The sequence below is a fragment of the Pseudomonas sp. 10(2024) genome (assembly GCF_045164175.1).
Lineage (GTDB): Bacteria > Pseudomonadota > Gammaproteobacteria > Pseudomonadales > Pseudomonadaceae > Aquipseudomonas > Aquipseudomonas alloputida.
On record NZ_CP174006.1, the window covers coordinates 3188912 to 3202648 of the forward strand.

Genomic DNA, 13737 nt, shown 5'->3' on the forward strand with positions numbered 1-13737 from the left:
TCAGTAACCAATTTTATTCCCAGCACACGCTGAAATCAGCAGCGTAAGGAGAAGTCATGCCTGAAGAAATCAAGCTAATCCAACGTGTGGCCGTCGACCGAGGCAAAGACAGCCAGGCGGCGCAGCCATGACCCGCCTCGCCCTCTGCCTCCTGCTGCTGGCCACCGGCGCCAGCGCAGCGCCTTTACCGTATGGGGTTCGCGTCTTCCATGACGATGAGCGCGGTGCCACCTGCTGGATCTATCAGGCCGGAAGTGGCGCAGGCATAAGCTGCATCCCCGACAGCCAGCTGCAGGCCGGCAACCAGCGCCAGCTCTCCCCGCACGAAACACAACCCGAACCTACACCCGCACTGGCGCCTGGGCGCTGGATTGATGAGAGGTATCAGCTGTGAGTCAGCTATCGAAAACAGTCGAGCTCCAGATCAGTTGTGAGGTTGGCGGCCGTACCTGGAAGCTATTCACCTTCGACTATGAAACCCCTGACGGTACGTTCAGCGGCTATTTGCACGCCATCTCGGCAGAACATGCCGCCGCGATGCTGCTGGACATGAAGGCCACAGCAACCCTGAAAGGGGAAATGATTGGGGTGATGCCATGAGCCTGTTCCAGTGTTACGCCTGTGGCTGCCGAGAGAACACGGCCACCAGCAATTTCTGGGTCCGCATGGAAGGGCAGTGGCGCGGTCTGCCAAGCCAGCCTTGGATGCTGTGCTCCGCATGCGATCCAAGCATCCAGGAATGGCACGGCGAGTTCGATCGCCTGTACCTGCCGAAAGGCGAGTTCTGCACCAACGGCCAGGGAAACCTTGAGCACATCGCAACCGGCAAACTTTGCCATGAATATCTGGCTGAGGTGAAGCCATGACCGATCTGATCGCGGTGAGGGTATCCAACCTGGTCGGCGCTCCGCTGGACTGGGCCGTGGCAAGGGCCGAGGGTTTCGAGGCAGATCCTGTGTGCCGAACGACGGTATGGCGCACCCGAACTGACCCCATCAGCATCAGCATCCGCGGCGCAACCGAAGGTTTCGGCTATCGCCCTTCTTCTCACTGGGACCACGGAGGCCGGCTGATCGACAAGCACAAAGGCACCGCTCAACACATACCCGGCCTTCCCGAAGACACCTGCTATGCAGGCGGCCCCGCCGGCGCAGGAGTTTGGTGCTACGGCCCCACTGCGCTGGTTGCGTTCTGCCGGGGCCTGGTCCACTACAAGCTCGGCGATACCATTCAAGTGCCGAAGGAGCTGATACCGTGAATCGAGAAGCATTGAAAGCGCTGGCTGAGCGGGTGATGAACGACCGACGGTTCTGCTGCGACGAACAACACAGGTACTTGGCCGAAGGTGCCCTTGAGCTTTTCGCCGAGAACGAAGCGCTGCGCAAGGACGCCGAGCGCAGCAAGCGCATGCTGTTGGATGCCTGTGTCTCCATCGGCAGCATTGGTGAAGCCCTCGGCCTGAATATGGACGCCGACGCCGACATGATGATCGGCACGGCCCGCGACCTGGTCGATGGACTAAACCGCATCATCAAGGAATGCCCGCTCGGTAGCCCCGGCTTTGCCATTGCCACCGAGGTACTTGGAGAGCTTGGCGTGCAACAGGAGGGCCAGCCATGATCCTGCCCCTGATTTACATGGCCTACCTGATCTACAGGGGGCCGCGATGAGCAAGCCGCACGCACGAACCAGCACCGGCGCAAAAGTCACTATCACCAGCGAGATGACGAATCTCGGCTCATGGGGCCCGGACTGCACCCTGGACCAGGTCTACCGCCAAGCACGCGAAGCGGCAATTGGGCGATTGAATAACGTCTTCAAGGATCACGTCGCTACAACCCGCATCCTGGGCCCGGTGATCGTCGAAGCCGTCACCACCGACCTCGAGAAGCGTTAACCCCTTCCCCTACCACTCAAGCCCGCCGACGGGTCGTCCAGAAGTGCGTCGCGGCTAGCAACACCCCAGGTATAGCCATGCCCAGGCCGCTGTAGAGGAATGCCGGCTGGTCAGACAGCAGCCCGCCCATAACGAACCCGATGCCCGTGGGTATGAGCGTGACCGCTACATAGCCAAACGGCTTCCTGACTTCCTTTGCCATTTCAATGCTCCTTGTTTTGGGGGCACTATTTAAACATGCGTGCCCGCCGCTGTGCGCGGGCGAGGAACCTCTATGTCTGAACGCAAAACGATGTGCATCTACCATGGCAACTGCGCTGACGGCTTCGGCGGCGCCTGGGTCGTCCGCAAGGCCTTAGGCGAGCAGGTTGAGTTCGTTGCCGGCGTGCATGGTCAGGAGCCTCCTGATGTAACCGACAAAGACGTGATCATCGTCGACTTCAGTTACAAGTACGAAGTCATGGCCAGGCTGAGCTGGAAGGCCAACAGCATCATCATCCTGGACCACCACAAATCGGCGGCCGAGGACCTTGGCAAGTTCCCGCCCTTCCACGCCGGCGTTCGGGTGGATGGTCGGCACCCCGACGGGTCGGTCGCACTGGGCTGGGAAAGCGCCCACATCTCCATGAATTCGCAGAACTCCCCCGCTATCGCCTGCTGCTTCGACATGAACCGCAGCGGCGCCATGCTCGCCTGGGACCACTTCTTCCCCGGGCAGGAGCCGCCAATGCTACTGCGCCATATCGAGGACCGGGACCTGTGGCTGTTCCAGCTGGATGGCACCCGCGAGATTCAGGCCAACCTCTTCAGCTACCCCTACGACTTCGAAGTCTGGGACATGCTCATGGCGACTGATGTGCAGTCCCTCCGCTCGGACGGCGCCGCGATTGAGCGAAAGCACCAGAAGGACGTTGCCGAGCTGGTGGCCGTGACCAAGCGCCGCCTGGTCATCGGCGGTCACAATGTGCCGGTGGCCAGCCTGCCATACACGCTCACCAGCGATGCGGGTCACCTCATGGCCCAGGGTGAACCTTTCGCCGCCTGCTACTGGGATACCCCTGATGGCCGCGTATTCAGCCTGCGCAGCACAGACGATGGCATGGATGTGTCGGAGATCGCCAAGCAATACGGCGGTGGTGGCCACCGCAACGCTTCCGGCTTCCGCGTGCCGTTCGGCCACGAACTGACCAAGTAACTCCCCTCTTCCACTCAAGGCCGGCGGCAATGGCTGTCGGTCGAGGATCACCTATGTCCGCAATAAACCGTTTCCACGAAGTAGCCAACGATGCCCTGGTGCAGATCAGCGACCATCTGGTGCCAGGAGCCAAGCTCACCTTAGTGATCTACGTACCAGGCGAACCTGAGCAAGACATCGTCCTGATGGGCCGCGGTGTCGCTACTGATGAGGTCGTGAATACCCTACGCCGGCGTGCTGCGCTGAGCCTTGATGGCGACAACGCCTACAAGTCCGGGGTATGCGATGTAGCCGTAGGGGCAATGGCGGCCGGGAAACAGAACAATAACCAGCCGCCCGAGGGGCACTGGGGCCAGCGGTTTTGGGATATCGGCCGGGCCGAGGGAGAGCTGCAGGAAGAACTGGTTCAAGCACTCCGCCTGGCTCGCAAAGAGCTGGACGCCTGCCAGCGGGTGATCCACTACGCCGGAGGCTTCGATCCAGCTTACGTCGATGATGCCCAGGCCGCGATCAAGATCACCGACGCAGTGTTGGCCAAGACCCCAGCCTGACCACCAACCTGCCGCCACCGGCGGCGTGGAGACCATCCCATGGAAACCGAAAGTACCGGTGACGTCGACAAGGTCACAGAACAGAAAATGGCTGACCTGCTCGGCTGCACCAAGCGCGCCCTGGAAGGCCGGCGCCTCCGCGGAGCGATACCTGAAGGCGTCTGGATGAAGCACGGCGGACGCATCATCTACAGCAAAAAGAGGTATGACGAATGGCTGGAAAGCCAATGGATTTACCCCCTGGAATCGACGTCCACTATGGCTCGCTCCGGCTCAGGTTCATGTGGGAAGGTACTCGCCGAAGTGAGACCCTTCCCTACCCCCCGACACAAAAAGGCATCAAGGCTGCATCCCAGCTTCGCGATAAAGTAAACAGCCTGATCAAGCTTAACCTCCTCGACCACGACAAGTACGCGGAGTTGTTCCCCAGTTCCGCCGCGGTTGTGGGCGGCGTTCCAACATTCGGTGAGTACGCCCAGTTGTGGCTGGACAGTCGTGAGATCGCCGCTGGCACCAGACTGAACTACAAAGGCACCCTGAATCTGTACTGGGTGCCACACCTTGCTCTGGTGCGCATTGACCTGATCACTTCGACCTTACTGAGGCGGATTGTCGCCGCAATCACCTGGACATCACCGTCGGTCAAGCGCAACGCAATGGTGAAGCTCTCGACCATCCTGCGCTCAGCTGTGATGGACGGGCTGATCACGAGAAATCCCGCAGAAGCAATTCAGTTGCCTGCACGCTCCAGAAAGGAGGTCGATCCCTTTACGCTAGACGAGGCAAATACGATCATCGCTGAGCTGTACAAGCACCCTCATTGGCCTAGCCAGATCTATGCGGCTTTCTTCGAATTCATGTTTTTCACTGGCCTACGTTTGTCCGAAGGCCTGGCATTGAGATGGGATGCGGTCGATACGACCAAGAAGACAGTCCACGTGCGGCGAACGATCGCGCTCGGGGTAGTTGAGGAAAGGACGAAGACAGGGAAGGATAGGTTTGTGCTGCTCAACGACAGGGCCTTGCACGCCCTGGAGTTCGCCAAGCAGTACGCAGAACGCCGCAGGCTGGGCAAAGGCCAATTCACCGAATCGCCGTTCGTCTTCCCGCCTGGGAAGAATGGGGAGCACGTCAAGCAGACGTCGGACCTGCACCACCAGTGGCGCCCGATCCTCAAGGGTTTGGGGATCAGATACCGCCCCCCGTATAACTGCCGCCACACCTATGCGACAATATGCTTAATGTCTGGTCTTAACCCCGCATTTATCGCCCAACAGCTCGGGCATAGCGTGCAGATGCTCTTATCGACTTATGCGCGCTGGATTAACTCGTCCAACGACTGGCAGGAGCTGGAAAAGCTCCAAATTGGTCCGAAATTGGTCCGTAGCTGCGAAGAAGCCACGTAAGTTATTGATAGGTAAGCTCCTTGATCTCCACCGCTAACATCACCATGCAGTTCGGCTCCAAGCCGCTGTTCGAAAACGTTTCCGTCAAATTCAACAACGGCAACCGCTACGGCCTGATCGGCGCCAACGGTTGCGGCAAGTCGACCTTCATGAAAATCCTCGGCGGTGACCTGGAGCCGTCCGCAGGCCAGGTCATGCTCGAGCCGAATACCCGCCTGGGCAAGCTGCGCCAGGACCAGTTCGCCTACGAGGAATTCACCGTGATCGACACGGTGATCATGGGCCACGGCCAGCTGTGGAAAGTCAAAGCCGAGCGTGACCGTATCTACTCGCTGCCGGAAATGACCGAAGAAGACGGCATGGCCGTCGCCGAGCTGGAAACCGAATTCGCCGAAATGGACGGCTACACCGCCGAGTCCCGCGCCGGTGAACTGCTGCTGGGCCTGGGTATTCCGCTGGACCAGCACTTCGGTCCGATGAGCGAAGTGGCTCCGGGCTGGAAGCTGCGTGTCCTGCTGGCCCAGGCGCTGTTCTCGGACCCGGACGTGCTGCTGCTCGACGAACCGACCAACCACCTGGACATCAACACCATCCGCTGGCTGGAAACGATCCTCACGGCGCGTAACAGCACCATGATCATCATTTCCCACGACCGGCACTTCCTCAACAGCGTCTGCACCCACATGGCTGACCTGGATTACGGTGAGCTGCGCCTGTTCCCGGGCAACTATGACGAGTACATGACCGCGGCCACCCAGTCGCGTGAGCAGCTGCTGTCGGACAACGCCAAGAAGAAAGCCCAGATCGCCGAGCTGCAGACCTTCGTCAGCCGCTTCTCGGCCAACGCCTCCAAAGCCAAGCAGGCCACTTCTCGTGCCAAGCAGATCGACAAGATCCAGCTGGCCGAGGTCAAGCCGTCCAGCCGCGTCAGCCCGTTCATTCGTTTCGAACAGGCGAAGAAACTGCACCGCCAGGCGGTGGTCGTCGAGAAAATGGCCAAAGCCTTCGACGACAAGGTGCTGTTCAAGAACTTCGACATCACCGTCGAAGCGGGCGAGCGCGTTGCGATCATCGGCCCCAACGGTATTGGCAAGACCACCCTGCTGCGCACCCTGGTCGGCGAGATGACCCCGGATGCGGGCTCGGTGAAGTGGACCGACAGCGCCGAAGTGGGCTACTACGCCCAGGACCACGCCCACGACTTCGAAGACGACATGAGCCTGTTCGACTGGATGGGCCAGTGGACCTCTGGTGAGCAGGTTATCCGCGGCACCCTGGGGCGCATGCTGTTCTCCAACGACGAAATCCTCAAGTCGGTGAAGGTGATTTCCGGTGGTGAACAAGGTCGCATGCTGTTCGGCAAGCTGATTTTGCAGAAACCGAACGTGCTGGTGATGGACGAGCCGACCAACCACCTGGACATGGAATCGATCGAAGCGCTGAACCTGGCGCTGGAAAACTACCCGGGCACCCTGCTGTTCGTCAGCCACGACCGCGAGTTCGTGTCGTCGCTGGCCACGCGCATCATCGAGCTGTCGGCCGATGGTGTGGTGGACTTCAGCGGTACCTACGACGACTACCTGCGTAGCCAGGGTGTGCTGGTCTGATTGATGGTACGGCCTGGCCATCTCGGATGGCCGGGCCTCTTCGCGGGCTTGCCCGCTCTCCCAAGGCCCCACAAGCGTCCAATACCTGTGCGGTCCCTGTGGGAGCGGGCTAGCCCGCGAAGAGGCCACCATCCATCCCACCGACCGGCACGGCCCGACGAATAATTCGTTAGCCTGCTGTCTTTTCCTTCGCGCAACGGCCATGATGGGACCACGCCCAACCGCCCGCCCGCGAAAGAGCCCATGACCGCGCAACAACCTGCCCCCGCCAGTAACACGCTGCACATCACCCTGCAGATCCTGTCGATCGTTTTCTATACCTTCATTGCGTTCCTCTGCATCGGCCTGCCGATCGCGGTGCTGCCCAGCTATGTGCACGACCAACTCGGCTTTGGCGCAGTGATCGCCGGTGTAACGATTGGCCTGCAGTACCTGGCCACGCTGCTGAGCCGCCCGTTTGCAGGGAGGGTGGCGGACACCTTGGGAGGGAAACAGGCCATCCGCTTTGGCCTGCTGGGGATTGCCGGTTGCGGGGTGTTGACGTTGCTGTCAGCCTGGACCCTCACCTTACCGCTGCTGAGCCTGACACTGCTACTCGGTGGCCGTTTGCTGCTGGGCATCGCCCAAGGGCTGATCGGCGTGGCCACCTTGAGCTGGGGTATCAGCCAGGTCGGCCCCGAACACACTGCCAGGGTGATCTCGTGGAACGGTATCGCCTCCTATGGCGCGATCGCCATCGGTGCGCCAATGGGCGTGCTGGCCGTGGACGGGCTGGACTTCAGCGTGCTGGGGCCGGCTTTGCTGGTGCTGGCAACCCTTGCCCTGCTGGTGCTTCGCAAGCGCCCCGACGTGGTCGTGGTACGCGGCGAGCGCCTGCCCTTCTGGTCGGCGTTCGGCCGGGTTGCCCCGTGCGGCCTGGGTTTGACCCTGGCCTCGATCGGTTACGGCACCCTGACCACCTTCGTCACCTTGTATTACCTCGAGCGCGGCTGGGCCGGCGCGGCCTGGTGCCTGAGTGCATTTGGCGTGTGCTTCATCATCTCGCGGCTGCTGTTCGTCAACGCGGTCAACCGCTTTGGCGGCTACAACGTGGCGGTCGCCTGCATGGCCACCGAAGTGCTGGGCCTGAGCCTTCTGTGGCTGGCGCCCTCGCCGCCCTGGGCGCTGGTTGGCGCCGGGCTGACCGGTTTCGGGCTGTCGCTGGTTTACCCGGCATTGGGCGTGGAAGCGATCAAGCAAGTCCCCAGCAGCAGCCGCGGCGCAGGGCTGGGCGCCTATGCTGTGTTCTTCGACATGGCCTTGGCCATTGCCGGCCCGGTGATGGGCGCCGTGGCGGTACACCTGGGGTATGCCTCGATCTTCTGCGTGGCTGCCCTGCTCGCCCTAGCCGGGGTCGGCCTAACGTTGTGGCTGGCGCGGCGCGCCCGTCGCAGCTGAACGCTGAGCCGGCGCTGGCGCCCCCAGCGCCTGGCTGAAGAACGCTGCCGTTTCTCGCTGCAGCGAATGATGGATATGCCGGCGGTCGACGCCGTCGGCGTCCTTGCACAGCGCCGGCATTCGCGCGTACTGCTCGGCATCGCAGTGGGCCATGAACACGAAATGCCCGGCACCCGCCAACAGGCGGTAGTCCGGTGTGACCGGCAGTTTGCGGGCCAGGGCCTCGGCATTACGGTCTACCGCGACAAGCTGATCGCTGTCGCCACTGTAGATCAGTGCGGGAACCTGTACCCCGGCCAGCGCATGGCGCCCGAACAACAGGCTCAGCGGCGCCATCAACATGACCGCCCCCACTCGCGGGTCGGTCTCGGGCGCCAGTTCGCTGCGGTCGGCAATCAGTATGCCGTGGGTCTTGCAGGCGTCTGCGTCATGCGGGCGCTCCAGGCAGTACTGACGCAGACGCTCCAGGTCGGGGCGTGCGCCAGACAGGATCAACGCGGTTTCTCCGCCGGCCGAGTAGCCGATCACACCCACCTTGCCGTCATTCAGATAAGGCCCGACCACTGCATCACCGCGCGCTGCGGTGATCGCCGCGCTGACTTGCAGCGGCCGCCCATAAAGATTGCTCAGGGTGCCAAGGCGACTGTGGTCGCGCACGTTGTCCCCCGGGTGCACCACCGCCACCACCACGAACCCTTGGCGCGCCAACGACGTTGCCAGGTAATGCAAGGCCAGTGGGCTGCCCGTATTGCCGTGAGACAGCACCAGCAACGGGAATCGGCCCATGGCCACGGGCGCCTCTTCGGCCACGTCGACGGGATACCCGTCTATACGGCTGATACGGGTTTTGCCAAAGGCCGGGTAGAACACCAGTGCTTGCATCGGGCGGCTATCGACCGGGTCGGTCAAGGTCATAAGGTGCAGGCCGGCAACCCACGGCGCGGCCTCGGCGCGGGCCAACAGGCCGCCGAGCAGGACCAGCGCCAACACGCAGCGTGCAAGGGTCATCGGCCAGCGGTTCCTTGCAAGACGAAGTGATAACCCAGCATAAAACCGGCCGGCGTTGTGCCGGATGAAAACTGGATGAAACCGCCGTCATGCAAGCTGCGCCTGCACCCTGCGCATTTGCGCATTGTGTCGAACCCATGGCATAGATGCAGGTCAACGTTTTCACGTGACCGTTTTCGCGCCTTTGAAGGAGATTCATGCATGAGCAAGCCTGCCTACGTGCCACCCAAAGTCTGGCGCAACGACGCAGCCTCCGGCGGCCAGTTCGCCAGCATCAACCGCCCGGTAGCCGGCCCGACTCACGACAAGGACCTGCCGCTGGGCAAGCACCCGCTGCAGCTGTATTCCCTGGCCACGCCCAATGGCGTCAAGGTCACCATTGCCCTTGAAGAGCTGCTTGCCCTGGGCCACGCCGGTGCCGAATACGATGCCTGGCTGATCCGCATCGGCGAGGGTGATCAGTTTTCCAGTGGCTTCGTCCAGGTCAACCCCAACTCGAAGATCCCTGCCCTGCTCGACCGCAGCGTGGAGCCGCCGGTGCGGGTGTTCGAATCAGGCTCGATCCTGCTGTACCTGGCAGAGAAGTTCGGTGCTTTGCTGCCAAAATCGCCGGCTGCGCGCACCGAATGCCTGAACTGGTTGTTCTGGCAGATGGGTGCGGCGCCTTACCTGGGCGGTGGTTTTGGCCACTTCTACGTGTATGCACCGGAAAAGTTCGAGTACGCCATCAACCGCTTCACCATGGAGGCCAAGCGTCAACTGGACGTACTTGATCGCCGCTTGGCCGAAAGCCGTTATCTGGGCGGCGAGGCATACAGTATCGCTGATATTGCCGTGTGGCCGTGGTATGGCCAGCTGGTGCGCGGCAACCTGTATGACGCCGCGCAGTTCTTGGCGGTTGACGAGTACCCGAACGTACAGCGCTGGGCCGAGGACATCGCCCTGCGCCCTGCTGTGCAGCGCGGTACACGCGTGAACCGTACCTGGGGAGATGAACACAGCCAGGTGCCGGAGCGCCATAGCGCCGCAGACCTGGAAGGTTGACGCAAACCGTGTGGGAGCGGCCCTTTGGTGACTGAAAGGCCGCCCCCACAATGGGCCGGGCAATACCTGTGAATGCCCCCGACAATGCCCCCTTGCATAAAACCATTTGCCCCTGCGCAAACCTGCGTCGGCCAAGCCCTTCTTGTACACTCCTCGCATTAGCCCCCACCTGCACATTTTTTGGTGAACGCATGATCGAGGTAACCGAGGTTTCCATTGCCGAGCTGCGCGACGCGCTCGAGTCGGGCCGCACGACAGCGGTCGAGCTGGTCAAGGCCTACCTGGCGCGCATCGACGCCTACGATGGCGCCGACACAGCCACAGCCCTTAACGCCGTAGTGGTGCGCAACCCGGAGGCGCTGAAAGAAGCCGAGGCCTCCGACGCCCGCCGCGCCAAGGGCCAGGTGCTTAGCCCGCTGGACGGCATCCCCTACACCGCCAAGGACAGCTACCTGGTCAAAGGCTTGACTGCCGCCTCCGGCAGCCCTGCCTTCAAGGACCTGGTCGCCCAGCGCGACGCCTTCACCATCGAGCGCCTGCGCGCCGCCGGTGCCGTGTGCCTGGGCAAGACCAACATGCCGCCCATGGCTAACGGTGGCATGCAGCGTGGCGTCTATGGCCGCGCCGAAAGCCCGTACAACGCCGACTACCTGACCGCGCCCTTCGCCTCGGGCTCGTCCAACGGTGCCGGTACCGCCACCGCCGCCAGCTTCAGCGCCTTTGGCCTGGCCGAAGAAACCTGGTCCAGCGGCCGTGGCCCGGCGTCCAACAACGGCCTGTGCGCCTACACCCCGTCGCGCGGGGTGATTTCGGTGCGTGGCAACTGGCCGCTGACGCCGACCATGGACGTGGTGGTGCCCTATGCCCGCACCATGGCCGACCTGCTGGAAATCCTCGACGTGGTGGTAGCCGATGACGCCGACAAGCGCGGCGACCTCTGGCGCCTGCAGCCATGGGTGCCGATCCCCGCTGCCTCGACGGTACGTCCGGCGTCGTACCTTGAACTGGCGGTAGATGCCAGCGCGCTCAAGGGCAAGCGCTTTGGCGTACCACGCATGTATATAAATGCCGATCCCGAAGCAGGCACCTCCGAGAAGCCAGGCATCGGCGGGCCGACCGGCCAACGCATCAACACCCGCGCCACTGTGATCGACCTGTGGCAACAAGCACGCCAGGCCCTGGAAGCGGCAGGTGCCGAAGTACTGGAAGTGGACTTCCCGCTGGTGTCCAACTGCGAAGGCGACCGCCCAGGTGCGCCGACCGTGTACAACCGCGGCATCGTCAGCAAGGCATTCCTGCATGACGAACTGTGGGAACTGTCGGGCTGGGCCTTTGACGACTTCCTGCGCGCCAACGATGACCCCAAGCTTAACCGCCTGGCCGATGTCGACGGGCTGAAGATCTTCCCCCACGACCCGGGCACCTTGCCCAACCGTGAAGATGACCTGGCTGCCGGCATGGACGAGTACGTCAACATGGCCAAACGTGGCCTGAAGACCTGGGACCAGATCGAGACCCTGCCCGACGGCCTGCGCGGCCTGGAGCAGACCCGCAAGCTGGACCTGGAAGACTGGATGGACAAGCTGGGCCTGGACGCGGTGCTGTTCCCCACCGTAGCCGACGTTGGCCCGGCCGATGCCGATATCAACCCGGTATCGGCGGACATCGCCTGGAGCAACGGTATCTGGGTAGCCAACGGCAACCTGGCAATCCGTCATCTGGGCGTGCCGACCGTCACCGTGCCGATGGGCGTGATGGCCGATATCGGTATGCCGGTGGGGCTGACCTTTGCCGGGAAGGCCTATAGCGACAACGCGCTGCTGAGTTTTGCTGCCGCGTTCGAAGCCACCGGCTCGCGCCGGATGATTCCGCCGCGCACGCCGGCGCTCGGCTGAGTCTTACAGGGCCCCTAAAAGCAGATCGCGAATTTCAACCATATGTGTAAAAATACACAAACAGTTGATTTTGCGATCTGCCATGCCTATCACCCCCAGCGAAGAACGCCAACTCACCCTCACCGTGCTCAAGGCCGCCATCCAGGCCCTGGGCAGCGTTGCCGCGCGCAACATGGAAATACTCCTGCACGACCTTGACCACCCCGAACACTCGGTGGTGGCGATCGTCAACGGTCATCTGTCCGGCCGCAGCGTAGGCAGCCCGATCCTCGCCGCACCGGAGCAGGACCAGGGCTTCAAGGCACTGATGCAGGCCTCGGCCGACCAGCACGGCCGTGAGCCGGTGGTGCTGCCCGATTACCCCACTACGCTCAAAGGCCGCACGCTACGAAGTGCCACGGCTATCTTCCGTGACAGCAGCGGCCACCCGTTCGCCAGCCTGTGCGTCAACACCGACGTCACCGGCCTGGATGCAGCCATGAGCTTTCTCCAGCAGTTGCAGCCGCTGGGGGCCATACCTGCGGTCAACGAACCTGCCGACATGGAGCTGCTGATGAGCGAGATCATCCAGGCCGCCCTGCAGCGCAGCGGCCAGGGGCGGATGAACAAACAGGCCAAGGTCGAGGCCGTGCGCGTCATGCAGGAGCGCGGCCTGTTCATCGTCAAGGGCGGCGTCGAGAAGGCTGCCAGCGCCCTCGGCGTGACGCGCTACACCATTTACAACTACCTCGAGCAACTACGCGGAGCCAGCCAATGACCTTGCACATTCATACCCCCCTGATCGAGTCGCGCCCGCTGTCGTTGGCGGCCGGTCGTAATATCTGGCTCAAGCTCGACGCCCTGCAACCCTGCGGTTCGTTCAAACTGCGCGGTGTAGGCTACGCCTGCGAGGTTCACCACGCGCGTGGCGCCCGGCACTTTGTGTCCTCGTCAGGTGGCAATGCCGGTTTGGCAGTTGCCTATGCCGGACGCAAGCTGGGGGTACCGGTGACCGTGGTGGTACCCGAAACCACCACCGAACGGGCCAAGCAGCTGCTGCACCTGGAAGACGCCAAGGTGGTGGTGCACGGCAGTTCCTGGCAAGAGGCCAACGCCCTGGCACAGACACTGGTAGGCCCGAACGATGCCTTCATCCACCCGTTCGACGACCCACTGCTGTGGGCCGGGCATGCCAGCCTGGTGGATGAAGTGGCCGAGGCCGGCCTGAAGCCGGACGCGGTGGTGTTGTCAGTCGGCGGGGGCGGCTTGCTCAGTGGCGTGGTGGAGGGGCTCAAGCGCAATGGCTGGGGCGATGTGCCGGTGCTGGCAGTAGAAACCGAGGGCGCGGCGTCGCTGCATGCGGCCATGCAGGCCGGGCATTCGGTGGAGCTGGAGCGCATCGCCTCGGTGGCGACGTCGCTGGGGGCCAAGCGTGTGGCTGATCAGGCGCTGATGTGCGTGCAGCAGCATCCGGTGCACAGCCATCTGGTCAGCGATCGCGCAGCGCTGGAGGCCTGTGAGCGGTTCTTGCTGGACCACCGTGTGCTGGTCGAGCCCGCGTGCGGGGCGGCGTTGGCAGTGGCCTATGATGCCAAGGCACTGGGCGCCTTGCGCAATGTCCTGGTGGTGGTCTGTGGCGGCGCTACCGCAACACTGGAGCAGATTCAGGCCTGGCTGCAGCAGGCAGACTGAAGCTGCCATCTGTCGGGGGTGATTAC

17 protein-coding genes are annotated in these 13737 nt (G+C 62.6%); 15 read left to right on the plus strand and 2 right to left on the minus strand.

Features of this window, described 5'->3' with window-relative positions; translation table 11 throughout:
* The first annotated feature begins 127 nt into the window (after positions 1 to 127).
* Genes ACI7M0_RS14360 through ACI7M0_RS14385 form a run of 6 tightly spaced genes read left to right on the plus strand, consistent with a single transcriptional unit; the run spans position 128 to position 1897 of the window.
* A complete protein-coding gene (locus ACI7M0_RS14360; protein WP_129932756.1) occupies positions 128 to 394 on the plus strand; it encodes a hypothetical protein in 267 nt (88 codons plus the stop codon).
* Positions 391 to 600 (plus strand): hypothetical protein, encoded by a 210-nt coding sequence (locus tag ACI7M0_RS14365; RefSeq protein WP_129932755.1) that lies wholly within the window; start codon positions 391 to 393, stop codon positions 598 to 600. Before ACI7M0_RS14360 ends, ACI7M0_RS14365 begins: the two co-directional genes overlap by 4 nt.
* On the plus strand, positions 597 to 866 hold the full coding sequence (locus tag ACI7M0_RS14370) for a hypothetical protein (protein WP_129932754.1): 270 nt from the start codon (positions 597 to 599) through the stop codon (positions 864 to 866). Before ACI7M0_RS14365 ends, ACI7M0_RS14370 begins: the two co-directional genes overlap by 4 nt.
* Positions 863 to 1258: a phage protein NinX family protein gene (locus ACI7M0_RS14375; protein WP_129932753.1), complete on the plus strand. Its 396-nt coding sequence runs from the start codon at positions 863 to 865 to the stop codon at positions 1256 to 1258. Before ACI7M0_RS14370 ends, ACI7M0_RS14375 begins: the two co-directional genes overlap by 4 nt.
* Positions 1255 to 1620 (plus strand): hypothetical protein, encoded by a 366-nt coding sequence (locus ACI7M0_RS14380; protein ID WP_256658241.1) that lies wholly within the window; start codon positions 1255 to 1257, stop codon positions 1618 to 1620. Before ACI7M0_RS14375 ends, ACI7M0_RS14380 begins: the two co-directional genes overlap by 4 nt.
* Positions 1621 to 1666: 46 nt before the next feature.
* Positions 1667 to 1897, plus strand: a complete 231-nt coding sequence (locus ACI7M0_RS14385) for a hypothetical protein (RefSeq protein WP_129932752.1) — start codon at positions 1667 to 1669, stop codon at positions 1895 to 1897.
* Between the two features lie 16 nt (positions 1898 to 1913).
* On the opposite strand, the gene ACI7M0_RS14390 is transcribed toward ACI7M0_RS14385, so the two are convergent.
* Positions 1914 to 2099 (minus strand): hypothetical protein, encoded by a 186-nt coding sequence (locus tag ACI7M0_RS14390; RefSeq protein WP_064490681.1) that lies wholly within the window; start codon positions 2097 to 2099, stop codon positions 1914 to 1916.
* Positions 2100 to 2171: 72 nt separating this feature from the next.
* On the opposite strand from ACI7M0_RS14390, the gene ACI7M0_RS14395 reads away from it, so the two are divergent.
* The 5 genes from ACI7M0_RS14395 to ACI7M0_RS14415 all read left to right on the plus strand — a co-directional run bounded on the left by ACI7M0_RS14395 (position 2172) and on the right by ACI7M0_RS14415 (position 8093).
* Positions 2172 to 3092: a phosphohydrolase gene (locus tag ACI7M0_RS14395; RefSeq protein WP_256658240.1), complete on the plus strand. Its 921-nt coding sequence runs from the start codon at positions 2172 to 2174 to the stop codon at positions 3090 to 3092.
* 53 nt (positions 3093 to 3145) lie between these two features.
* On the plus strand, positions 3146 to 3643 hold the full coding sequence (locus ACI7M0_RS14400) for a hypothetical protein (RefSeq protein ID WP_064490682.1): 498 nt from the start codon (positions 3146 to 3148) through the stop codon (positions 3641 to 3643).
* Positions 3644 to 3855: 212 nt separating this feature from the next.
* Positions 3856 to 5049 carry a site-specific integrase gene (locus ACI7M0_RS14405; RefSeq protein ID WP_129932751.1) on the plus strand — a complete coding sequence of 398 codons (1194 nt, stop codon included), beginning with the start codon at positions 3856 to 3858 and terminating at the stop codon, positions 5047 to 5049.
* Between the two features lie 20 nt (positions 5050 to 5069).
* Positions 5070 to 6656, plus strand: coding sequence for an ABC-F family ATPase (locus ACI7M0_RS14410; protein ID WP_076402996.1), 1587 nt, complete (start codon positions 5070 to 5072; stop codon positions 6654 to 6656).
* Between the two features lie 243 nt (positions 6657 to 6899).
* The gene (locus ACI7M0_RS14415) at positions 6900 to 8093 is read left to right on the plus strand and encodes an MFS transporter (RefSeq protein WP_129932750.1); all 1194 of its coding nucleotides are present in this window, start codon (positions 6900 to 6902) and stop codon (positions 8091 to 8093) included.
* Here the strand turns inward: ACI7M0_RS14415 and ACI7M0_RS14420 are convergent.
* Positions 8055 to 9101 carry a dienelactone hydrolase gene (locus tag ACI7M0_RS14420; RefSeq protein WP_129932749.1) on the minus strand — a complete coding sequence of 349 codons (1047 nt, stop codon included), beginning with the start codon at positions 9099 to 9101 and terminating at the stop codon, positions 8055 to 8057. The two genes, ACI7M0_RS14415 and ACI7M0_RS14420, sit on opposite strands and share 39 nt — an antisense overlap.
* Before the next feature lie 201 nt (positions 9102 to 9302).
* On the opposite strand from ACI7M0_RS14420, the gene yghU reads away from it, so the two are divergent.
* From yghU to ACI7M0_RS14440, 4 genes are all read left to right on the plus strand, one after another.
* Positions 9303 to 10145 carry a glutathione-dependent disulfide-bond oxidoreductase gene (gene yghU, locus ACI7M0_RS14425; protein ID WP_104887530.1) on the plus strand — a complete coding sequence of 281 codons (843 nt, stop codon included), beginning with the start codon at positions 9303 to 9305 and terminating at the stop codon, positions 10143 to 10145.
* 191 nt (positions 10146 to 10336) lie between these two features.
* Positions 10337 to 12040 (plus strand): amidase, encoded by a 1704-nt coding sequence (locus ACI7M0_RS14430; protein ID WP_121783603.1) that lies wholly within the window; start codon positions 10337 to 10339, stop codon positions 12038 to 12040.
* A gap of 82 nt (positions 12041 to 12122) precedes the next feature.
* Positions 12123 to 12797, plus strand: a complete 675-nt coding sequence (locus ACI7M0_RS14435; RefSeq protein ID WP_104961827.1) for a transcriptional regulator — start codon at positions 12123 to 12125, stop codon at positions 12795 to 12797.
* The gene (locus ACI7M0_RS14440; protein ID WP_129932748.1) at positions 12794 to 13711 is read left to right on the plus strand and encodes a pyridoxal-phosphate dependent enzyme; all 918 of its coding nucleotides are present in this window, start codon (positions 12794 to 12796) and stop codon (positions 13709 to 13711) included. Before ACI7M0_RS14435 ends, ACI7M0_RS14440 begins: the two co-directional genes overlap by 4 nt.
* Positions 13712 to 13737: the final 26 nt, after the last annotated feature.